The organism is Cytobacillus sp. Bva_UNVM-123, assembly GCF_046351715.2.
In the GTDB taxonomy this organism is placed as follows: Bacteria; Bacillota; Bacilli; order Bacillales; family Cytobacillaceae; genus Cytobacillus.
On sequence record NZ_CM177772.1, the window covers coordinates 3,482,019 to 3,504,707 of the forward strand.

The window sequence follows — 22,689 nt, forward strand, 5'->3', positions numbered from 1 at the left end:
TGAAGTTAATAGATAGCGAGGGTATTAATTGAACAGATGGATGCTTTTTTCAGTCATTGGTATGGGTATAATTATGTTTGCTTTAGTTTCTTTTTTGTTGGTTCGCCATATTATACAAGAGAAAGTTCTTAAAAAAAGTAACGAATTGATAGAAAATGGCGGTGTAAGCGAACTGGTAGAATTAAATATAAACGAGACTAAACAATATATTTTTATTGAAGGAAAAGATAAACAAAAATCAGTTATTTTATTTCTTCACGGCGGTCCTGGTCAGCCGCTCCCATTTGGGGTAAGTTCAAGAGGTGTTTATCCGGAAATAACTGAAAATTTTATAGCTGTTTATTATGACCAGCGGGGTGCAGGCAAAAGTTATCAAAGTGATATTCCTTTAAATACTATGAATATCAATCAATTTGTAGAAGATACAAATGAAATAGTGGATTATTTGAGGGAACGGTTTAATCAAGACAAGATTTATTTAGCATGCATGTCCTGGGGTTCTATTATTGGAATGAAATATGTTGATCGGTATCCAGAAAAAATCGATACATATTTTGGTATTTCTCAATTTGTTAGCAACACTAAAACCCAAAAATTATCAACCAAATGGTTAAGCGAAATAGTTGAAGATAAAAAGATAAAAGAAGATATTGCTTCATTTGGCAATCCCCCTTATTCAATAGAAAATGAAGAGAAATATAGCAAATATATCAGCAAATATGGCGGAGATAATTATAGCGATGAAACGATTTCCAAAGTCAATATCCTTAGTTACCTAAAACCTATGTTATTCAGTCCCGATTATTCATTGGGAGATATCTACAAAGTCGTTTATAGTGGCGCAAAGTTTAGTTTGTTTGAATCAAAAGTATTACAAAAAGAAATACAACATGAAGTTGACTTGCAAGAAGAAGTGAAAATAGTAAAGGTTCCTATTTATTTTTTCCAAGGAATCCATGACCAATTAACCAATTATGATTTAACAAAGGAATTCTTTAATGAATTGAACGTTCATGGGGAAAAGGAATTTATCCCGCTAGAAAAATCTGCACATTACCCAAATAAAGAAGATTTTAAGATATTCATTGATAAGATGATAGACGTCTCTAAATAAACCAATCTCCATTTAAGCCCTTCCTGCCTGAATAACAGGAAGGGCTTACTCTTTAACGTCACTAATATAGCTAGTTTTTCTATTTTACTTTAATTACCTTCTTAATTGAAAAATATCTTTTTTTACAAATATTTTTTGTAATCTTCTACTATTATTTGAATAGTATTAAATGCTGCTTTTGCTTTCACTTTATCAAAATTTTTTCGAGATCCTGTTAATTTAAGTGTATTGTTACACAATCGTTTTTTGTCAGTTGAATAACAACCTTGTTTTGAATTAATGTTTCTTTAAGAAGTTTAGCATTTCATTGAAAGCGTTTTGGGATGATTTTTCATTAAACTTAGAAGAGAATGGGTCACTGAATCCGTGTTGCCCGAAGTATTTATATATCTCGATATTCTTCTCTTTATTCAATTTTGAAATTAACTCATCCACACTAAATGATTGTTCCTCTTGAGGAAAGAACAAAATTATAGGGCATAGAGGCACTATTTGTGTGTAATTCCTAATTCTTGAACCATAATACCCCACAACCCCATCAAGACACTCCTCCTCACTACACAACCAAGCAATAGTTGCTCCAACACTAAATCCAATAATATATATTTTTTGGTATTCATTTTTAACACTTAATAATAAATTCTTTATTTTTTGTACAGCGATTGAGAACCCTATATTCTCTATAAAATTGAAATAAGCAATCTTCTCTTCAAAATAATCAAATGGTTGTTCTCGTTCTAATAAGTTCGGACAGATAACGTCAAAGTCTTGTTTTGATAATAAATCACAAAATTTTTTTATATGTTGATTAATACCATAGATTTCATGTATCACAATAATCAAAGTATCTGATTTTTTTAGGATCTGAAGCATTTTATTCCCCTTCAAAGTCATTCTACAATCATATAATCAAAAGAAATTATATAATTTCCTATTGAACTGTTGTCCATTTATATCACAAATTCAAACCCCGTCGCTCTTTTGAATGGCGGCTTATATTCTTTAAAAACCAATTTTATTTCTGAAAGATCATCAGGTAATGATGGTGATACGATGAATGTATAAGATTCGTGTCCTCCTGAGCCTCCCCCTCCTTCGTTTCGGCAGTCGTAATCGGCCTCCTTTTTTACTTTACAATTTAGTTTACCATTTCCTTGTTCAACAATTTGTCCCTTTTCATGAAGAAAGACGCTTTCCTTATTTCAGAAAAGCGCCATTTAGTTTAAAAAGAAACCCCCTTATTCAAAGACAACCATTTCTCCGACATCTACAAATCCAAATCGCTTATAGATATTTTTCCCATCATCTGAAGCCTGTAATACAACTGGTTTTTGTTTATCCTTTGTTTGATTTAGAAGAAATTGAAACATTTCACTGCCAATTCCTTTACCTCTAAATGTTTCTTTTGTCATCACATCATAAATACCATAACTATCTTTGCTTTCTATTAATAAACCAGTAGTTACAGCCATTTCGTCTATGCATCCAATAAACATTTGAACTTCTGAACCTAATTTTATTTGTGAAAACTTATTAAAATAACTTTCTAAGGCATCTTTTTCTGGTGTACCTTCAAATAAGCTCATAAATACCTCTATATATTTTAAAAGTTCTTCTTTATTTTTCACATTAGTAATCATAAGCTGATGGGAAATTCTTTGACCAACATTAAGAGTATTTTCAAGTTTCATCATTACATTACGTTCCGTTTCTCTTAGGTCATATTCTTGCATAAGTTTTTTCCAATCATCGTTTAAATACTGAGCATCAATCCAAATACTAAAGGGATATTCTTTATAAGAAAAATTATCGATTCCATTTCTGATCTTAACTGCATTTTTGATATTTGGAGATTTCGGCAATAATACATTGAATGTATCAGTAGGAATTTCTGTATTTGCTATGACGAAATCTTCTTCCTTTGTAAGTTCTCCACTAACTGCATGAGTAAATACTTTTAATTTTTCTTCAAAATTGTTTATTACTAATTGTTGATTTGTAAGCATGTTTTTGCACCTTTCAATTTAATTTAGCGCGCTCTTTTTTATTATAAGGTCAATTAAATTCTAAAAAAACTGTGTTCACAGTATTTATATCCTCCCATAATTTTCAGAAAAAATAGAAGCGATTCATTTTCTTTTCTCAATAATACTAAAGCATTAGAAAGCAACTTAATTGTACATGATCATACCGAATTAATTAACTCACCTTACTCCCTCGCTACCCGGCAGCAGAACTTGCCAGAGTAAAAATATCTTCAACAAAAGTTCCGGATTATTAAAAACTAATAATACTCCATCAATTTTTAGTATTTTTTCTCCGTGTACCCAAATAAAATTCTTCGTCATTAATATTAGCTCTCCTTGTCATATCCTCACTATCGTCCCCGTTAATTTAAGTACAATGTTTCAATGATTATTTTAATATATTTACAATCAATATCAGTAGAATAGAGATTGAAAGGAAACCAATCATAAAATAACCAATATATTTTAAGGGTCTTGGTAACTTCTTCAAGTCTGCATTGGCAAGATTTGAAACATTTCCTTCAATCTTATTCATATGGTCTATTGCATCATTGAAAGGTTTTTTATCCTCATCCATCCTCAATTCCCCCTTTATTATACATAATTCCCTCATTTCATAAAATTTTATTAAAAACATCTAAGTTTAATCAGTATTAATTTTTGATGTTTGAGTAGTCTGGAACAAACCCACGAATAAGGTCAAACCAGCCACAATTGGAGTGATTCCAGAGATAGTTAATTTAAACAGCCAAAGTGGAGGTGGTTCATTACTAAGGTAAGAAGAGAAGGTTGCATTAGAAGCGATAGTAGATACTATCGGAATATAAAGCGAAATAAATAGACATGGAAGGGTTACGCATAGTAATAATGATTTATTGATTTTAAACGACCTTCCTTTTAAGAAAAGTAGCGAAATGTAAACGCCGAATAAAAAAGGTTCAATTGAATTAAACCAAATTAGAGGCAATGTGTTAAAAGTTCTGTCAACGGTTTGTTTTACTGTTTGTTCAATATGATAATCAATAATGATTAATCCAAATAAACCTACAACCCATAATAATTTCAGGACCGATTTTGACCACTTATTAAGCATACTAAAACCTCCTTTTATCAACTGCTCCTTTACTTCAATAAGAAAAGGCTATTCTCCTTCTTGAAGAATAGCTCCTTTTACTTTATTTAAAAACTTTATTCAATTCTTTGTATACCTTGTAAATAAAATTCGTTATTTTTTCATCGTACTCAGGGTATGGATAGTTTAATGAAACAGCTACTTTTTTTGAATACAATCGGAACATATCACAACATAATTCAAAGGCTTTCCACGTTTTTGAATTTCCGGCTAATGAATAAGTTTGAATTAATTTTTCATACTTTTCGTTAGAAATATATTGATTAATAAACTTATAATTCTTCCCTATACTGAAATTATACCCCTTTCTTTCCCCAATCTCCCAAGATATCATACGTAGAAGTTCAGGACGAAGAATTTGGTTAAAGTGGTCTATAGCAAATAAAAGCTCATTTCTATATAACCCTTTTGTCACATATGTTGCTACACTCCAAAACTCATTACAACAATCATTAAATTCTCGTTCAGTCGGCTTCTTAATCCAATACTTTTTATCAGTTGGTACTACATTTTCAGTAATACGCCTATCTTTATCAATCAATATTTCGACTAATCCATCTGACTCAATAAAATATTGTTCAAGGTCTTGTAAAGGTATTAAACCTAAATCAATCTTAATTCCATCTGCAAAATACATAATGTATGTAAAGTAATTTTCGTATTCAGCAGGGAAAAGCTCCATATCTTCTGGTTTTTGCATAAAAACGCGTTCTCCAAAAACGTTTAGCCAATGATCATCCTTCTTATATTCCTCTATATTGGTCACAAATAAAGTTAGGTCATAATCTTGAAAAGCGTCTTTTATAATGTTTGGATTAGTTCTAGAACCTTCAAGTACTGACAATCTGATTCGATTATCATTCATAACGATGTTTTTAAATAAGTTTAGCATTTCTTTATCTGAACGCAATCATATCTCTCCCATTCATTAATTTAAAATAATGATATCATCCCCTACTCAATAACTGTAATTATTCACAAAGCCGTATTATGGAATAGTTTTGTCTCCAAAGGGGGAAGGTGTCGGACCATCTGTTGGTGGAGTAATTGCCGAATATGCCCATTGGTCTTATATACTGCTTTTGCCTATCGTGACAATTATCACTGTTCCATTCCTTGCAAAACTATTGAAACAGGAAGAGATAATAAAAGGAATGTTTGATACTAAAGGAATAATATCTATGTCCGCAGGTATTGTATTGTTTATAATGTTTACGACATCTTATAGGGTTTCCTTTCTTATCATTAGCATTATATGTTTCTTAATATTTGTTAAACATATTAGGAAAGTGTCTAATCCTTTTGTTGATCCTTCGCTCGGAAAAAATGTCTCATTTATGATTGGAATCATTTGTGGAGGACTTATATTTGGAACCTTAGGATTTATTTCTATGGTCCCTTATATGATGAAAGATGTCTATCAATTAAGTACCGCTGCAATTGGGAGTGGGATTATTTTTCCTGGGGCAATGAGTGTTATTGTTTTCGGTTATATTGGGGGATTGCTTGTTGACAAAAAAGGTTCTTTATTTGTGTTAACAACGGGAGTTATATTTCTTTCATTAAGCTTTTTAGTAGCTGCCCTTTTTATAGAAACAACACCTTGGCTCATAACAATTCTAATCGTTTTTGTTTTTGGAGGGCTTTCTTTTACGAAAACAGTTATATCCACCATTGTTTCAAGTAGTTTGGAACAAAAGGATGCTGGTGCTGGAATGAGTTTGCTTAATTTCACAAGCTTTTTATCAGAAGGAACGGGTATTGCAATTGTAGGTGGATTACTATCAATACGTTTGCTAAATCGAAAATTATTACCTATAAATGCTGATCCGTCCACTCATTTGTATAGTAATTTGCTATTTCTTTTTGCAGCAATTATATTCTTTAGCTGGTTGGCTACTATGAATATGTATAAACGCTCAAGAAGAAATATATAAAAGAACTTATAAAAGAACAGCAACTACAAAGAATTTTATAAACTAAATTAGTAAATTACAAAATTCTATGTAGACTATAAATAAGTAAAAGGTTCTATATTTTAAAAAAAGTGTTATAATGTATACAAATAACATAAAATAAAAAAGACAGTAGGTGCTGGAACATCCACTGTCCTATACAATAGTCGCCCCTCAAAGAGTGGCTGGCTCATATGGTTCCAAGAAATAGACCAATCCCTGTTACTTGTCAGGTCTCAAGGGAGGTCTATTTCTTTTTGTTTTGCGACAACATGGCGACAATAAGCGAGCCGAACGTTAGCATTAACATAAGTGCTTCAAATATTGTCATAAAGCTTCACCCCCTTTTAAAAGCATAGGAGTGAGCCAGACCACCCTTGAGTGAGCCGATTCTATTGTTGTGCATATTATAAAAAAGTCATGGAAGATTTTAGTTTCTAATTTGAGCACTTACTTTTTGTAGCTTTCTATCCTTTCCTGCCTCTTCTTCTTATAAAGAAGCAGCTGCAGTTATAAGCGCCTTTTTTAGTCTTTGAAGAAGAAGGACTTTGTTGCAATACTGGCGACTGCGAGATATCGTAGCTCAAATCAATCTCCATAACTTTCTTATCTTGCAAAAAATTCTACATTCAAAGGGATGAAAATCGCAAGATACTATTTCTTTTTATAAAAGGAAGAAATGTAGGAATTAGCCCAATAGGGTAATGTTAATCAATGGGTTTGTATGAAGGAATGAGAATTACTGAATTTAACAAACAAAAGTTACACAATTTTTTATATTTAATAGCATTAAGAGAATCAAGCACCCTATATATGGGAAAACATGTAAAAAAACTAGTTGATCGACTAGCAAGCACCTGAAAAATAATCTCCGTTACTTCTTTAAAACAAAATAGTTTTATATCTTAGAGATTCAATTTAATTAAATTACTATTTATGGTATTTATTACATATTACTATCAAAAACAAAATTTGTAAATAACAAGATTGAATTTTTAGAATAAACAAACATATAATTATAAAGGATAATTATCAAAAATCAACCTAAAATAGATAAAGATTAACATACTTATCCTACATTCTTTTTATTATTTCAACTCTCTCTAAAAATAAAACAAAATTTTTTCAAAATGCAATATGTAATTATTTTGGTATGACAGGAACCAAGTGCACACTATTTTGAATTCTATCAGGTGCTAAATAATTCTCAATGCAAGGTAAATTCGCCAATTCATATCCTGAGGTTGGAAGCCAGTCAGTATACAAACACCTTCAAGCATCAGTAATATTTGGAAAAACAGCTCATGTACTTTTAGGTACCACTATTTTCTCCATATCGCTAGGGAATTCACTCATATAGCGACACCCCATACCATATCCATACTTAACAGCAAGATCAATGATTCGAACGACGGTATTATTTTGAAGTTCAAATGCTGCTTGCGATAAACGTCTTCGCCTAATAAATTCAGAGAAAGCTAATAAATATCGGTTTGGACATATACTTTCTTTAATTCAGTTTATTGGGATAAAGTGAAACTTAATCAGTGGGGGTTTTCCTTCATCCCCCACTGATTATTAGTTGAACCAATCGGGCTTTTAGGGGCTGTTAGATCTTCCACTTAGAATTTTTATTTCCACTACATTCTTGAAGTGGGGGTCTTACAACCCGTTAATGCGGGATAAATATAGAAAAAACACTACCTTCTCCCTTCACAGATGATACTTTCATATACCCACCTTGCTGAGTCACAATTTTGCGTGCGAGATACAGGCCGATACCAACGCCTTCTGTCTGCTTTGCGTTTTGTCCGCGATAAAATCTTTGGAAGATAGTATTTATCTCGTGTTCTGCTATTCCCGTCCCATTATCTTTCACATCGATACGTGCAAATATTTCATATTTCTGAATGGTAATATCAATCTTTCCTTGTTCCTTTGTATATTTCACTGCATTATCAAGTAAATTCACAATCGCTTCTCCCGTCCATCTAACATCATGCTTTATGACAATAGACTCTTCTGAGTGAAACGTAATCTCGATCTGTATATCACTTGCCTTTGGTAATATTTGCTTTATAGCAGTAAGCACTGTGTTTTCAATCGACTGATTCTCCATATTCAGTTTAATAATTCCTGTCTCTAGCCGTGACATTTTAATCAAACTTTCCATTAGCCAATTTAAGCGGATTATTTCATTCTGAACAATCTGTGTAAACTCAATCCGCTTATCCGTAGACAGTTTCTCATCAAGCAACATATTATAATACATATTCAAATTCGTAAGAGGTGTTTTTAGTTGATGGGAAATATCCGAGATCAATGATTTAACGGCCTTATTGTCTTCTTGATGCCTTTGATTTTGAGCTTTAAGCATACTCGATAATTTAATAATCTGTGTCTGAAGTTTAGAAAGCATCGTATCCTCTAATGTAGAGAAGGATACATGATCTTTCATATTCATGAGAGACTGAATCGTTTCTGACAATTTTTTCAAAACGATATTCAATTGTTTACGAACGGCCAGTGTATATCCTATGAATAGTACAAAAAGTAATATAATGAACAAAATACTAGATAATAGAATCTTATTACTCGCATTTACAACGACGAGAATTGTAATAAAGCCTCCGCTTAATAATATAAATCCAATCATGGCGCCTATTATTATTTTTGAAAAAGTCAGGTTCACCGTTTTAGTCACCCCAAGTGTAGCCAATTCCAAAAACCGTCTTGATAATAACAGGATTTTTCGGATCCTCTTCGAGCTTATTTCTAAGTCTTTTGACATTTACACTGAGTGTATTCTCATCGACAAAATTTCCATCTATATCCCAAAGCTTCTCAAGGATCATTTGCCTAGTTAACACTTGTCCACTATTCTGTGCAAGAATCGCCATTAATTTAAATTCATTCGCTGTTAGCTTCACTTCTTGGTCATTCTTATAAACTTGCATTTTTTCAAAATGAATCTCTAGATTATTATAATGATAAAGATTATCGCTCTCACTTGTACTACTTCTTCTTAAAATAGCTTTGAGTCGTTGAGAAAGAACGAGCATACTAAAGGGCTTCGCTATATAATCATCTGCCCCTAAACGAAAACCATTCACCATGTCTTGCTCTGTATCATTAGCAGTTAAAAACAAAATCGGCACTTGAGAGGATTTGCGAATTTCTTCACATAGACTAGCACCACTTTGATCAGGCAGATTGATGTCCAGAATGATAAGATCAATCTTATTATTTGTAAAAAATAACCAGCCCTCGTGAAAGGAATATGCTGAAATCGTATTGTAGTTTTCTTGCTGAAGCATAAATCTTAGACCTTCATTAATAAGCCGATCATCTTCAACGATCAGGATCGTATTCATATAATCATCCCCTTATTTTCACTACTATTGTAGCATATAGAGGAGGCATATTTTGCATATGCCTCCTCTCGTTTAATCCTATTCTCTTAGCCGTTCTATGATACTCAGTTTATTCGTCATATTGTAAGCAATCAATGGAACCGTCAAACATATTCCAAATACAAGAATGATAGAAATAAAGAAAGGAAGCCACGGGAATGTATAGATTGCATAGGTAGCCTCCATTCTGAATAATTTAAAAGCTCCATAGCTTATTAGGCTTCCTAAAATTGCAATTAATGCTGTCGATATAACTCCATACCATGTCCCCTCAAGCAGAAGCATTTTTGTTAACTGTTTACGAGTCATCCCTATGCTTTCCATAACAGCAAACTCAATCCTTCTAACTCGAACACCTGTATACATTGTATTGATGTAGTTAAGAATTCCGATGAAAGCAAGAATGAATGCAATTCCACCGCCTAAAATGTAAAGCGTTATTTTCGAAGACTGCATACTTTCTGCTGTTTCCAATTTCGACTCCAGATATAGTTCTCGATCTTCTGCAATCATAGTTCTTAGCTGTTCTAGAATCTCTGGCTGCTTGTCTTTCTCAGCCTTTATATTCAGTTTATATATCATTGGCTTATCTACTATTTGCTTAAAAGCTTCATGGCTTATATAAGTATTTGGTGCAATCATTCCACCGGGTGCTTGAAACATCATATTTACGAATCCACCAATTTCGAAGCTTCTATTTGGATGATCGGTTAGCTCAAAACGATCTCCAAGCTTAAAGTTTTCTTCATCCCCACCAAGCAAAGCGATTTCACCTTTATTAAATCGGTCCATATCAATGGGCTTTTCTAGATTTTGATTTAGTTCTTTCACATACTTCGTGTCAATTCCAATCGCATTTGCCACAAATCTATTCGGTTTGAGCAATTCTTCCTTGCTCGGACGTTCCATTTCAGTTCTATTGGCAAAAGCATCAACATGCTTAACAAATACGTCAGGATCATATTTTACTTCTTTATTTTCTATATACGTTATTCTAACATCGGTAACACCATTGATCTGCTCAATTTGTTTAACCATATCTTCCGTAATCTTATCTTTGCGTTCATCCTCATAACCAATAGACATCGTATTGTTATACAGATCAAATTCATTCTCCCAATAGCTGTCTACAAAATTATCAGTATCCATACTTAGTACAAGTGTATTAACTGTCATAAAAGTCGTTAGCCCCAGAAATAAGGAGAGGAACACGACAAATGCACGTTTCTTCTCTCTGAAAATATTGCGTAAAGCCATTCGGTTCAGCTTAGAGCCATAGCTCGTTCGAGCCGTCCTCGCCTTCATAGTAGTTCCAGTGTACCGAATCGCTTCAATCGGAGAAACTTTACCTGCAACACGAGCAGGCTTAGTGCAGCTAATCAGTGTGGTAATAAGTGCAAATATTGCAGCTCCAATAAAGATAACTGGGCTGAATGAAATCTCTACATCGCTATTTAATGTTGAAATGCTAAGCGCCATTGGAACGAAGACAAATGATAATAACATACCTAATGCAATTCCTATAGGTATCCCAATAAAGGCTAATTTTAAAGCTTGACCGATCACAATCCTTCTTATCTGTTTAGCTGTTGTACCAATTGTTTTAAGAAGGCCGTAAAACCTTGTATCTCGAGACACAGAAATATAGAGCACATTATAAATCAATAAATATCCACTTAGTACTAGAAATAATACGACACCAATATAGCCTATAAGTGTCGCAGTATCAGCACTTTCTGCTTGATCATAAAGCGGAACAATTTTCACCTTTTGCTCCGTACTTAGCTTAATATCTTGCTCTAGCTGCTCTACTAAAGCCGGTACATTCTTGTCACTATTAAAAATGATAGATGCAGCTCCTGATTTAGCAGGATACCTTTCTTTTGACTCAGCAAAAGAGGTTGAAACGAACAGGCTCCCAATATTGCCTGAACGAATATTTACATATTCGGTATACCAGCCACTTAGGACAAAAGATTCAGTTATTTCATCAGACAGCACACCATCTTTCTCAGTTGTGTAAGTAAGAGAAATCTCCATTCCGATCTCTGGATTCTCGATGCCCATTGCCTTCAGAATCCAGGTTGGCGCTAGAATTTCATTCTTTGCCTCTGGATAACTCCCCACTATTTCTTCATTTAACGGTGCACGAAAAGTGTTCCATTCATTTTGGTCAAACCAATGCAAATTCACCGAAATATTTCCCATTTCAGGTGTATTGGATACATAAGCAACACTTGTGCCAAGCCCAACCTCTTCAACATAATCAAGTTTCTCTAGCTGCTTAACCTGCTCATCAGTCGGTAAAGTCAATGCTGCATGCGCTAATGTCCCCATCATTTTCAAATGTTGATTTTCTATCGACTTCAAAAAACTCATCCCAATACTAAAAACAAACGTAATAAGTAGCGTTGTAAGCACAATCGCTAAAATGACAAATCGATTTCTCGTTTTATTATTTCGTAAGGTTCTGCTTGTTAGTTTGGCAATGACCTTTTTGTTGTTGTTAGGAAACATCATGATTCATGACCCCCAACAATTTTCCCGTCTTCGATACGTATAATGCGATCAGCAAGCTGTGCAATCTCTTCATTATGTGTAATCATCATGATTGTTTGATTGAATTGACGACTAGTTACCTTGAGTAATCCAATAACCTCCTGACTTGTTTTACTATCCAAATTGCCCGTAGGTTCATCTGCTAGAATAATAGCAGGCTTAGTGGCAAGTGCTCTAGCTATTGCGACCCGCTGCTGCTGTCCTCCGGATAAATGATTTGGGAGGCTTTCAAGCTTATCGTGAAGTCCTAATGTTTGAATAATATGTTTAATAAATTGCTGATCAACCTGATTCCCATCCAGTTCAATTGGTAACATAATATTCTCGAGTACATTTAAAATCGGAACAAGATTATAGTTCTGAAATACGAAGCCAATATTTCTCCTTCTAAATATTGTCAGAGCTTCATCATTCATCCGGAAAATATCATTTCCCCCAACGGTCACTTCTCCACTTGTCGCCCTGTCTAATCCACCTATCATATGCAGTAAAGTAGATTTCCCACTGCCAGACGTTCCGACAATCGCAACAAATTCACCTTCATTAATTTCCAAGTCAATTCCATCAAGTGCTTTCACTTGATTTGCATCTTTATTGTAATATTTTTTAAGACCTACCGTTTTAAGTATCCTCATGTTTTACCTCCCCATCTCTATATAGATTTGAACTTCGTATATTAAATTATAAAGTCCACTTCTTACGATCTAGTGACAGGCTGACAAAAAATCCCCAGGAAACACATCTTTTATAATAAATGAAGAATCCATTTTGACGTAGGTTTGATATGCTCCCTATTAGATAGACAGATTAACTAAAAACTTGTTTATCTAAAGGGAGTATTCCTATGATCTTTTCCGGAACAAAAAAAATCAAAAGATTACCGAACCTTTTTCGCTAGAGTGACAATATAGTATGTAAAGCTGCTTACTCTGGAGGGCCTTCTGAATGCAAAATGAATATATGTATCAATTACTCACAAAAATGAAAGGTGGTGATCAACAGGCAGTTCGTACGATGTAGGCTGTCAACTATCAGGGCGTCTGCTTAGCCTAGAAACCTTACATTATTTTAAGAATCAATGGTCAGGAGCCGAATCCATTGAAGCAATATTTTCAACGAATAGATAATTTGTTATAATAAGGAAATACGTAAAACCATTGAGGTGAAAATATATGTACTGGACTCCTCTATTTGAAAACGATGTACCAACAGTACTCTCCCAATCTTAACGGAGAGAACTCAAGAATAGTATTTCTCTCCGTTAAGGCATAACAAGCCTAAAAAACACGGAGGGTACAAATATGAAAAATACAATAATCGGTTCTTTATTTTTAGTAATCAAGTATTTGGGGAGGATTGCTATATTTAGGGATCATATCAACAGCCATAGCATTTCTATTGTGGAATCGTGGTCTACAAATTCTAAATGCTTCTAGTGGTGGAGTTTTCTTCTTTTTCCAACCTGTTGTTGGAACATTATTAGGTTGGTTGATATTAGAACAGTAGCGGACTCAATCAAATCTCAATATATAAAAAGGTAATGAATACTCAAACTGATGGAGGAATTAAAATGGTAACTTTTGACGATTTTCAAAAAATAGATATGCGTGTCGGAGAAATTATTAGAGCAGAAGCATTCCCTAAAGCAAGAAAACCTGCATATAAATTGTGGGTTGACTTTGGAGAAGAAATAGGAATTAAACAAAGTAGTGCTCAAATAACAGATTGTTATAGTTTAGATGAACTAGTTGGTAAGCAAGTAATAGGAGTAGTTAATTTCCCTCCTATGAAAGTTGCTGATTTCAGCTCAGAAGTTTTGGTGATGGGGACTTATTCTGAGCAAGGTGTAGTTCTAATAGAACCTCAACAAAGGGTTAAAAAAGGCGACCGATTAGGATAAGTTCTAAGAACACAAATGATACATTTCATTTGTGTTCTTTTATACAAACCCCCAGTTTGTTGAACAAGAATGAACTCAATAACTTGTTAAAAATACTTTCCCTTTTGTTTTATTAAATTCAACAGCGTCAATTGCCTTTTTGACTTCCGACAAGTCATATTTAGAATCGACCCTCATCAAACGTAACTTTTTATTATCTATTAGCTGTATTAAATGATTAAACATTTCCTGCCATTTTTTTGCTGATACATTTTTATTCCAATTCCGCAAATGAAACATATTCGCATTCACTTTTGCTTTATGTACAATATCTGCCCAATTTACTTGTATCCCAGATAAAAGACCGATTGTTAAAAAATGTCCATCAGGACGGACACTAAAAGCTAATTCATTACCATCCCAACCACCAATAGAATCAATGGCAGCATCTGCACCCATTCCACTTGTTAATCCCATAACGGTTTCATTTAAACGAATTATAGAGGTGTCTAGTACATTAGAAGCACCGAGATGAAGTAATTCCTCTGTATGCTTATTATTTCTAGTCACTGCAATCAATCGAAAACCTAAAATCTTTGATAATTGAGCAAAAATATGCCCAATAGAAGAACCACATGCATTAACCAATAAAACATCATTTGGCCTTAATTTTAAAAATTCCGTACAAACCACCCATGCTGTGACGGGATTAATATACATTTGTGCTGCAGTAAAATCATCAATAGAATCAGGTATAGAAACGGCAAATTCTGCTGTTGTCTTAACAAATTCTTGCCATGTACCTTCCCCACGTAAAGGTAAAACCCGTTTACCAATAAGGTCTTTTGAAACTAAAGGACCTAAATCCTCTACAAACCCAACCCCTTCATAACCAGGAATATTTGGTAAAGAAATTCGATGTGAATAAGCCCCTCTAATTGGAATTAAATCAGAAGGATTGATAGGTCGTGCCAACATACGAACAAGAACTTCATTATTTTTTGGTGGTTCAATTGGTTTATATTCAATTTTCAACACATCTTTAGGACTACCGAATTCGTAGAAATTAATATATTTTCCATCCAAAACAATAAAGACTCCTTATTATAAATTAGAATTATTTTTTAATTTGGAATTTCATTAACGTTGTAAATCCTGTTTCCTGATTCCAGCCCTTAAAGGAATGCAAAGATTAGTGCCTAACATTGGTTTTGAAAAATGTTTAGTCGCGTAGATACCCTGCTGCGATAACAATGTTTTTTTATTACGCCGTTGATTTGGTCGTGCTTTATCATTCAACATACACAATAATAACTATAGAATCTGCATGGCTTCCATCCGAGCTCCATATTCGGATAGAGTTGCCTCTATCAAATGTTTTTGCCCAATGTGATATAAAATCAGAATATTCAATTTGCTCATATTTATAGTATTCTGCTGAAATGGCCGTGAAAAAATAGTCTGTTTTTTCATAGCACATATATATTCGGCTGTTCTTTGTTATTTCTATCGTTGCGTTTTCTCTCTTTTCATTTGCATTAGAGATACTTTTTTCGAGAGTTAATACTGGTTCATCAAAATCTATAAACTTACCATTAAGATAAGAAGATGTTTTAATAAAATCTGCTACCAATTCCTCATTTTCAGTGATTACCTCTTTCGGGGACAAAACCAAAAGATCTGTATTATATACAAGTAATACCCCCACACTAACTGCACCAGTCATTAAATGCAAGATGAGTGTATAGATTAGAAATGCAAAATTAGATTTTGTTACTCTTTTTATAAAGCGGAATAATTGATATCCAATCAACACACCGACGGTGTTTAGAATGAGATCATCAATGTCCGTGCTTCCTAATCCAAAAACAAACTGTACTATTTCAATAATGGTGCTCGTGCATATTCCAAGGAGCAAGATGATTTTCCCTGATTTTCGAATCAAAGTTGGCAAAAGTATTCCCAAAGGAATAAACAGAACAATGTTGCCAAGAACATTCTCAATGATTCTTTCAAATGAAGTTCCAGTTTTTATCATTTCCAAGATAGAAACAAAGGGTACAATGCTTATGATTCGCTCACTCGTTCCGATAGCAGCTGATAGATTGAACAACGCTACCTGTTTGAATAAAGTAATGCGGAATAGAAGCAGACAGTAAATGATCAAAACAATCCATAAGGAATAACGGATCATTTTTTCTTTTCGTTTATCTTCCATATTGTTTACCTCTTTTTATATTCAAAATAACTTGTCCGTTTTGAATATATTCTATCAAAGGAAAACAAGTGATTTATTCTCTTTTCATTTTCTAAATCTTATTTTTTTCTTATAATTTATGGTTGAATTGGTAATGTAATGATAAATCTTGTAGTTTCCTCTGAACTTTCTACGCTTATGTTTCCGCCATGCAACCTAATAATTTCTTTTGCAATTGCTAAACCTAATCCAGCACCGCCTTTGTCCGAGTTTCTAGTTTCGTCATCACGATAAAATTTATCAAACAGACACTCTAAACTTTGAGTTGGTATGGTTTTTCCTTTATTTTCAATAATTGAGGATATATATTCTCCCGATGAATGTGCGGAAAAAGTAATCGTGCTATTAGAGAAACTATATTCAATGGCATTTTTAATAACATTCATGAATACTCTTGCGATTTTTTCGCTGTCTGCAATAATATACAAATCACTTTCAATCTGCAAATCTAATTGAAGGTTTTTTCTCTCTAAAATTGGGAAGAACTCATCAGCTAATTGTTCGAAAAGAAAACTTAAATCAACTTCTTTTTTTGACAATATTTGATTAGACAAGCTGTATCTTGTAATATCAAAAAATTCATCAACTAAGTTTTCAAACTTTAATGCCTTGCTAAATGCTATCCGCGTATATTTCAAACGCTGCTCTACGGGCATGTCGGGTGCTTCGCACAATAAACTTAAATATCCGACTACAGAGGCCAAAGGTGTTCGAATATCGTGGGCAAGATAAGTAAGTGTATCAGATTTTTCTTTTATTTCCATTTCCAATAAATGCTGTTGCTCTCGATTTTGTGTTTTTAATAGATTAAGTTGATTTTCCAAATATTCAAAACCCTGTGGTAACACGATTTTTTCCGTTGTTTTATTAAGAACTTCATCCATGGTATCCACTATACTTATTATTTTTTTTGAGTAATACAATTCAATTACGATCCAAACAAAAAGCTGTGAAATAATAAAAGTAAACAAAATGACAGCAGGTTCATATGAATGGATTAAGTATGACATATCATAACCAATGGTTTGTTCAAGAAAAATATAAAAACTATCCTTTGAAACTATACTAATTATCAGATAGACTACACCAAACCCAACCAGTGCAATGGTTCCCCAAACAAAATGATGAAGCAGCCGGACTTGACTGAACTTTTTCGAAAAACTTTTATTTTGGTTATTCAATGATATACCCAACCCCCCATATTGTTTTTATATATGTAGGTTTATTAGAAATATCATCTAGCTTTTCCCGTATGTTCCTTATTTGCACCATTACTGAATTGCGACTGTTTTTAAAATATTTTTCACCCCAAACTTTTAGAAAAAGTTCATCTGCACTAAAAACTTTTCCTCTATTTTCAGATAGCAGCCAAAGTATGGCGAATTCCGTGGGAGTAAGATTTATAGTTTTTCCGTTTAATTTGCACTCATGTGCTTTTTTATTTAATGAAAGTCCCATAATTGATATAGTATCTAATGTGATGCCTTCTTTTCCATCATACTCTTGTACACGCCTTAACTGTGCTTTCACACGTGCAACTAATTCAACAGGAAGGAATGGCTTTGTCACATAATCATCAGCACCTAAAGATAATCCAGCAACTCGGTCTATTCCGTCAGTTTTGGATGTAAGCATAATGATAGGATATGTATGCTTTTTTCGAATCATTTTGCATAATTCAAACCCATCTATATCAGGAAGCATTATATCTAAAATGGCTAAATCAAATTTTTCATTTTGTATATACGACAGTGCTTCTTTAGAAGAATAGCATTTAGTTACTTGAAATTTTTCATTCTGCAAGAATACTTCTAATAAGTCGGCAATTTCTTTTTCATCATCCACAATTAATATTTTACTCAAGCTGTTCACACCTTCCCATTTATGCTCTTCCATCCAAGGGTATTTCAGAATTTTTTGGAATCATCCACACTCGACTAAACCGAACTACACCCTTTACTCTATTTTCTTCTCAGAGCTTCTGAACCCAACATTCTGTAACGTTCTATTTTCGGCTGCTTCCTGCACAGTCATATATTCCATGTCAACGTAATCTTTTAAGGTATATATTAACTATTGTATTCGTTTAACCGAATTGATCAAGAGAATAAATCTTATCTTTATCAGTCGTATAGCCCTCTATTTTTCCTTAAGAGAGAGGCATTTTTATGCCTTCTTTTTCTCGTTGGTAAGGAGAGTTCGTGAACATGTTTCAACATTGAATTATATTCAGTTAACTTTACTATTTTTAATATCCATTAATTGAAAAAACCACTCACAGTATTTACATATGAGTGGAATAAATTTAACTAGTCGGCAATCTAATAGGAATTATTCATTTGGATTTATAATAGCTAACACCTGATGATCTTCCCAAATACCGTTAATATTAACATTTTTAATGGCTATTCCTTCTTTATGAAAACCAGCTTTTTCTAAAACTCTTATTGATCCGATGTTATGTGGCATTACTCCAGCTTCAATTCTATGTAAGTTAAGGGTATCAAAAGCATAATTGACGATTAACTTAACTGCTTCTGTGGTAAAACCGTTACCATTATGTTCTTGATCTAAGTCGTATCCAATAAAAGCACTTTGTTGAGGTCCACGCATAACTTGGAATAAGCTGATAGTGCCAATGAGTTTATGACCATTTACTTTATAGATGCCAAAATAGTATTCAATATCTTTTTGTTTGTTTTGTTCCCATTTTACTATTAATTCTTGCTGAGCTTCTAATGACCAGTAAGTAGTAGGACGAGTGATTGAGTGCTTCTCAAAAAATGAGCGATTTTTATTTTGCAAAAGTAGTAATTCGTCAGCATCCGAGAGAATAAAAGGTCTAAGATAAATATTTTCACTTTTAAGCATCTAATCTTCCTTTCACTATTTAATACATTACATTATATCAGAAAGAAAAAACGTTATCCGAAAGGAAAAAATATTTCATAAAATCAATTTTCATCAAATTTAAATATTGTGTTTAATTTTGTCATATTTATCCATCTTCGTTATTCTGAATCTAGTCCAATTGCGGAATAAGAAAGGGCATTTAATCAATCTTTTTTTTAGAAATACAAGAGCCAATGTTTCTCTTTAACTAATGTAACTCTAAAAAAAGAGAACAAGTATACCAAACATAAGTGCATTAGGATTTGTCTCATATATCGATTTAATGCATTTTCAACATTCAGTTCCACACGCCCAAAACCTGTAATTTACTGCATATTCTTTTCATAATTTATAAGTGTCAAGTACTGGTTTATTGGTTCCTCCCCTGTTTTTTTAAACCCGAGTTTTTCATAAAAATGGCGATTTCGATGATCATCTTTTGGGGTGTGAAGCGACCACTTTCGTACATGAGGGAATCGTCTTTCTAGCTCCTGTACTATTTTAGAACCTAAACCTTTGTTTTGAAATCGGGAGCTAAGAAAAATCGAAAACAAATAATAATGAGTATAGTTCTGTATGACAATGCAGATTCCGCCTGCAAGCTTATCATCAACAAAAATAGAATAATGCAAAGAGTTTTGCATTCTAAATAAAAAATATTCCAAGGATTCAGTTGCTGGATTTGTATCGTAATCCTTATATTTCATTAAATCGAAATAAAACGCTTCTTTTTGAATCTTTAACAATTCGTATGCTTCTGTATTTTTTGATGGTAAAATCTTAAATTTCATCTCCCTACCTCCTAAGCCATTTAGACGTTTAGTAAGAGAAAAATTCCGGTTTCCTCCTTTTTTACAATTTAAAGAAAAACTTATATAATACAGTTAAAATTCACTTTTCAATATAGAAAGTTATTAGATTCTCTATTAGAGAATCATGCTGATGAGCCAGATAAACAGCTTTATTATATTATGACAACTGCCTTTCAGATAGATGAACCATTATTCAATAAAAAGTTAAACTATTCCTTTTCGTAGCGTTTTTACTGTTTTTAACTTTTCTGTTCAGCCTTTTGGTAAAAGAAAAAGATAACCCTAAAAATAAGGAAAACTCTACTATTAATGATTTAAAGGAAGGAATAAATTACGTTTGGAGTATAGAACTTCTTAAAAGAATGTTGATGATTCTTGTTATCATTAAAATTACCTTTAAAGCAAGCTTTTTCATATTTATCCTGTCTTTTTAAAGGCAGAAATAAAAGGACATAAGTTTAGATAACTACCTAACTCATATCCGAATGACTGTCTCAGTATAATGACTAACCTATTGTGTTCATATAAAGCACTTTTGTGTTTCTCCTTTTTCCCTTCCTATCCTAATTATTTTTCCGCTTTTCTTTCTCTGCCCGATAAAATTCGTGAAACATTTTCATTAAGGCACGCTTTTCAATTCGAGATACATAGCTTCTAGAAATGCCAAGTTCTTTGGCAATTTCTCGTTGTGTTTTTTCTTTCTTCAAGTCGAGCCCAAAGCGACCGATGATGACTTCCTTCTCTCGGTCATCAAGAACGCCAATATATTCTTTTACTCGTTCAAGCTCTAAATTCAACTGAATCGTATTAATAATGTCCTCAGAATCAGATTTCAAAACATCGATCAAAGAGATTTCATTCCCTTCTTTATCCTGGCCAATCGGATCATGAAGGGATACATCCTTCTTCGTTTTCTTTAGAGCTCTAAGATGCATGAGTATCTCATTTTCAATACAGCGGGCAGCATATGTTGCCAGCTTCGTTCCCTTTCCCTCTGAATAGCTTTCAATTGCCTTAATTAATCCGATCGTTCCAATTGAAATTAGATCTTCGGAGTCTTCCCCAGTATTTTCGAATTTCTTTACGATATGAGCTACAAGTCTTAAATTATGCTCAATCAGCATGTTGCGGGCATAAGTATCGCCAGCAGCCATCTGCTGCAAATATTTCTTCTCATCAGCAGCCGATAGCGGTTGAGGAAAGGCATTGTTTTTTACATAAGAAACAAGAAAGACGATCTCCTTAACCAAATACCCAAGTGCAGTTAATATTCCAGACATTTATTCCACCCCCGCTTTCAAACAATAGATTATAACTAATACTTATGAGCTTTAAGAGTTGTTTTTGTCTGTCCACCTGCATTTATTTTCCTTAATAACATTATTTCTAAATAAATAGGGGATTTATCCATTTAAATTCCTTCCATCCTGTCAATTTTACATTATTTTTTACGTGCCTAATTTCATATATTTGCTGTAAAACAGGCGTATTCAATAGTACATTGTCCTTCCGAGATACATATATATGCATGGAATAAGCTTATAAATTCCTAAGGAGGAGTATTGAATGAGTAATGATATGATGGAAGCTTTAGTCAATAAAGTTATTAAAATAAACAGAGGCGGACCTGAATCATTAACTGGTAAATTATTAGAAACTGGAAATGACTTTTTAATCTTATTATCACAAGATGACGGAGTAACGTATATGAAGAACCAACATATTAAAAGTATTTCTGAAAATTCAAAGGATAGTCAGAAATTCAATTCTTATTTGCTAGAGACTTTAGATTATAAAACCGCCTATAACTTTTCCGACCTTATGGATAATCTTAGATACCAATGGGTAAAAATTAATCGCGGCGGGCCTGAAAAGGTAGAAGGCGTTCTTTATGATGTTAGCGATGATTTTGTAACAGTCATAAAAAATGAAGAAATCGTTCGTGTGTCAATGTATCATATTCGTAGTATTAGTTACGGTTTAAAAGCAGAAAAAAATCAAGTCGAATCAAATAATTAAGCCCCATAATTGATAAAGGAAGACAATAAAATAAAAAAGGAGTCTATGAGAAATGAATCACTTAAATGAGAATTTGTCCTTACTCGTTGGGCACGAGCTTAATATTTTATTAAGCGACGGGAACTCAATTGAAGGTGTTTTGGCGAGTATTAAAGATGATTATTTAGTAATAGAAACAGATAAGTATTTTATTTACCATAATCTTAAAAATGTAAAAGGTTTTTTGAAAAACACAAAAAAATTAAAATCAAAATATTTTACAGATTTATCAGATGAAGCACATACTTTAACAGATGTGCTTAGAAAGCTGCAAACAAAATGGGTTTCAATCGATAGCAAGGTGAATCAAAATAGTGATGATAATCAAAGCAATAAAGGTTTTTCTGGCTTTTTAAGTACTGTAGAAGATGAATATGTCATTTTAATCGGAAAAGAAGTGCAAATGTATTTAAACACTGCCAATATTAACAATATTATTCTTGAAAAAGAAGATACGAGTAGTAATTCTAATTCTGCAGATGATTATTCAAGTTCGTACGGAGCTTATACCTACACTGGAAGAGATTCCATTTTTGGGGGAGGAAGAAAATAAATAACGATAAGTTCATATCTTTTCTGCAAATAGTGAAA

The 22,689-nt window shown here is 33.1% G+C and carries 22 protein-coding genes and 2 pseudogenes; 6 read left to right on the plus strand and 18 right to left on the minus strand.

Annotation, left to right across the window (positions count from 1 at the left end; genetic code table 11):
• The first annotated feature begins 28 nt into the window (after window positions 1-28).
• Window positions 29-1,114: an alpha/beta fold hydrolase gene (locus KDN24_RS17900; protein WP_409971853.1), complete on the plus strand. Its 1,086-nt coding sequence runs from the start codon at window positions 29-31 to the stop codon at window positions 1,112-1,114.
• A 276-nt stretch (window positions 1,115-1,390) separates the two neighbouring features.
• Here the strand turns inward: KDN24_RS17900 and KDN24_RS17905 are convergent, their stop codons facing one another.
• The 6 genes from KDN24_RS17905 to ant(6) form a co-directional block, all read right to left on the minus strand.
• Entirely contained in the window at window positions 1,391-1,987 is a 597-nt protein-coding gene (locus KDN24_RS17905) for a dienelactone hydrolase family protein (RefSeq protein WP_409971854.1), read from the minus strand.
• A 365-nt stretch (window positions 1,988-2,352) separates the two neighbouring features.
• Window positions 2,353-3,120 (minus strand): GNAT family N-acetyltransferase, encoded by a 768-nt coding sequence (locus tag KDN24_RS17910; protein ID WP_409971855.1) that lies wholly within the window; start codon window positions 3,118-3,120, stop codon window positions 2,353-2,355.
• A gap of 198 nt (window positions 3,121-3,318) precedes the next feature.
• On the minus strand, window positions 3,319-3,462 hold the full coding sequence (locus KDN24_RS17915) for a hypothetical protein (RefSeq protein WP_409971856.1): 144 nt from the start codon (window positions 3,460-3,462) through the stop codon (window positions 3,319-3,321).
• Between the two features lie 67 nt (window positions 3,463-3,529).
• Window positions 3,530-3,718, minus strand: a complete 189-nt coding sequence (locus KDN24_RS17920; RefSeq protein WP_409971857.1) for an amino acid transporter — start codon at window positions 3,716-3,718, stop codon at window positions 3,530-3,532.
• A 66-nt stretch (window positions 3,719-3,784) separates the two neighbouring features.
• Window positions 3,785-4,234, minus strand: coding sequence for a hypothetical protein (locus tag KDN24_RS17925; RefSeq protein WP_409971858.1), 450 nt, complete (start codon window positions 4,232-4,234; stop codon window positions 3,785-3,787).
• Window positions 4,235-4,316: 82 nt separating this feature from the next.
• Window positions 4,317-5,183 carry an aminoglycoside 6-adenylyltransferase gene (ant(6), locus tag KDN24_RS17930; protein WP_409971859.1) on the minus strand — a complete coding sequence of 289 codons (867 nt, stop codon included), beginning with the start codon at window positions 5,181-5,183 and terminating at the stop codon, window positions 4,317-4,319.
• 103 nt (window positions 5,184-5,286) lie between these two features.
• Between ant(6) and KDN24_RS17935 the strand changes: the two are divergent.
• Window positions 5,287-6,210: pseudogene (locus KDN24_RS17935) on the plus strand (MFS transporter); the annotation flags it as partial.
• A 265-nt stretch (window positions 6,211-6,475) separates the two neighbouring features.
• Here KDN24_RS17935 and KDN24_RS17940 read toward each other — a convergent pair.
• From KDN24_RS17940 to KDN24_RS17960, 5 genes are all read right to left on the minus strand, one after another.
• On the minus strand, window positions 6,476-6,559 hold the full coding sequence (locus KDN24_RS17940; RefSeq protein ID WP_409971999.1) for a putative holin-like toxin: 84 nt from the start codon (window positions 6,557-6,559) through the stop codon (window positions 6,476-6,478).
• Between the two features lie 1,341 nt (window positions 6,560-7,900).
• Complete coding sequence (locus KDN24_RS17945; protein ID WP_409971860.1) at window positions 7,901-8,920, minus strand: sensor histidine kinase; 1,020 nt, start codon at window positions 8,918-8,920, stop codon at window positions 7,901-7,903.
• A gap of 4 nt (window positions 8,921-8,924) precedes the next feature.
• Entirely contained in the window at window positions 8,925-9,602 is a 678-nt protein-coding gene (locus KDN24_RS17950) for a response regulator transcription factor (protein ID WP_409971861.1), read from the minus strand.
• Window positions 9,603-9,680: 78 nt separating this feature from the next.
• Window positions 9,681-12,161, minus strand: a complete 2,481-nt coding sequence (locus KDN24_RS17955) for an ABC transporter permease (RefSeq protein ID WP_409971862.1) — start codon at window positions 12,159-12,161, stop codon at window positions 9,681-9,683.
• Window positions 12,158-12,835, minus strand: coding sequence for an ABC transporter ATP-binding protein (locus KDN24_RS17960; protein WP_409971863.1), 678 nt, complete (start codon window positions 12,833-12,835; stop codon window positions 12,158-12,160). The genes KDN24_RS17955 and KDN24_RS17960 overlap by 4 nt, the downstream gene beginning before the upstream one ends.
• A gap of 706 nt (window positions 12,836-13,541) precedes the next feature.
• Here KDN24_RS17960 and KDN24_RS17965 point away from each other — a divergent pair.
• A pseudogene (locus KDN24_RS17965) lies at window positions 13,542-13,697 on the plus strand (EamA family transporter); the annotation flags it as partial.
• 73 nt (window positions 13,698-13,770) lie between these two features.
• Window positions 13,771-14,100: a tRNA-binding protein gene (locus tag KDN24_RS17970; RefSeq protein WP_409971864.1), complete on the plus strand. Its 330-nt coding sequence runs from the start codon at window positions 13,771-13,773 to the stop codon at window positions 14,098-14,100.
• Between the two features lie 75 nt (window positions 14,101-14,175).
• On the opposite strand, the gene KDN24_RS17975 is transcribed toward KDN24_RS17970, so the two are convergent.
• The 7 genes from KDN24_RS17975 to sigK form a co-directional block, all read right to left on the minus strand.
• Window positions 14,176-15,165 carry a zinc-dependent alcohol dehydrogenase family protein gene (locus KDN24_RS17975; protein ID WP_409971865.1) on the minus strand — a complete coding sequence of 330 codons (990 nt, stop codon included), beginning with the start codon at window positions 15,163-15,165 and terminating at the stop codon, window positions 14,176-14,178.
• Between the two features lie 205 nt (window positions 15,166-15,370).
• On the minus strand, window positions 15,371-16,297 hold the full coding sequence (locus KDN24_RS17980) for a VanZ family protein (RefSeq protein ID WP_409971866.1): 927 nt from the start codon (window positions 16,295-16,297) through the stop codon (window positions 15,371-15,373).
• A 116-nt stretch (window positions 16,298-16,413) separates the two neighbouring features.
• On the minus strand, window positions 16,414-17,517 hold the full coding sequence (locus tag KDN24_RS17985; RefSeq protein ID WP_409971867.1) for a sensor histidine kinase: 1,104 nt from the start codon (window positions 17,515-17,517) through the stop codon (window positions 16,414-16,416).
• On the minus strand, window positions 17,510-18,232 hold the full coding sequence (locus KDN24_RS17990; protein ID WP_409971868.1) for a response regulator transcription factor: 723 nt from the start codon (window positions 18,230-18,232) through the stop codon (window positions 17,510-17,512). The genes KDN24_RS17985 and KDN24_RS17990 overlap by 8 nt, the downstream gene beginning before the upstream one ends.
• A gap of 435 nt (window positions 18,233-18,667) precedes the next feature.
• Window positions 18,668-19,207, minus strand: a complete 540-nt coding sequence (locus KDN24_RS17995) for a GNAT family N-acetyltransferase (protein WP_409971869.1) — start codon at window positions 19,205-19,207, stop codon at window positions 18,668-18,670.
• 347 nt (window positions 19,208-19,554) lie between these two features.
• Window positions 19,555-20,019, minus strand: coding sequence for a GNAT family N-acetyltransferase (locus KDN24_RS18000; RefSeq protein ID WP_409971870.1), 465 nt, complete (start codon window positions 20,017-20,019; stop codon window positions 19,555-19,557).
• Between the two features lie 584 nt (window positions 20,020-20,603).
• Complete coding sequence (sigK, locus tag KDN24_RS18005) at window positions 20,604-21,320, minus strand: RNA polymerase sporulation sigma factor SigK (protein ID WP_409971871.1); 717 nt, start codon at window positions 21,318-21,320, stop codon at window positions 20,604-20,606.
• A gap of 286 nt (window positions 21,321-21,606) precedes the next feature.
• Here sigK and KDN24_RS18010 point away from each other — a divergent pair, with 286 nt between their 5' ends.
• Both KDN24_RS18010 and KDN24_RS18015 read left to right on the plus strand, forming a co-directional pair.
• Entirely contained in the window at window positions 21,607-22,059 is a 453-nt protein-coding gene (locus KDN24_RS18010; RefSeq protein WP_409971872.1) for a hypothetical protein, read from the plus strand.
• Between the two features lie 52 nt (window positions 22,060-22,111).
• Complete coding sequence (locus KDN24_RS18015) at window positions 22,112-22,651, plus strand: hypothetical protein (RefSeq protein ID WP_409971873.1); 540 nt, start codon at window positions 22,112-22,114, stop codon at window positions 22,649-22,651.
• Window positions 22,652-22,689: the final 38 nt, after the last annotated feature.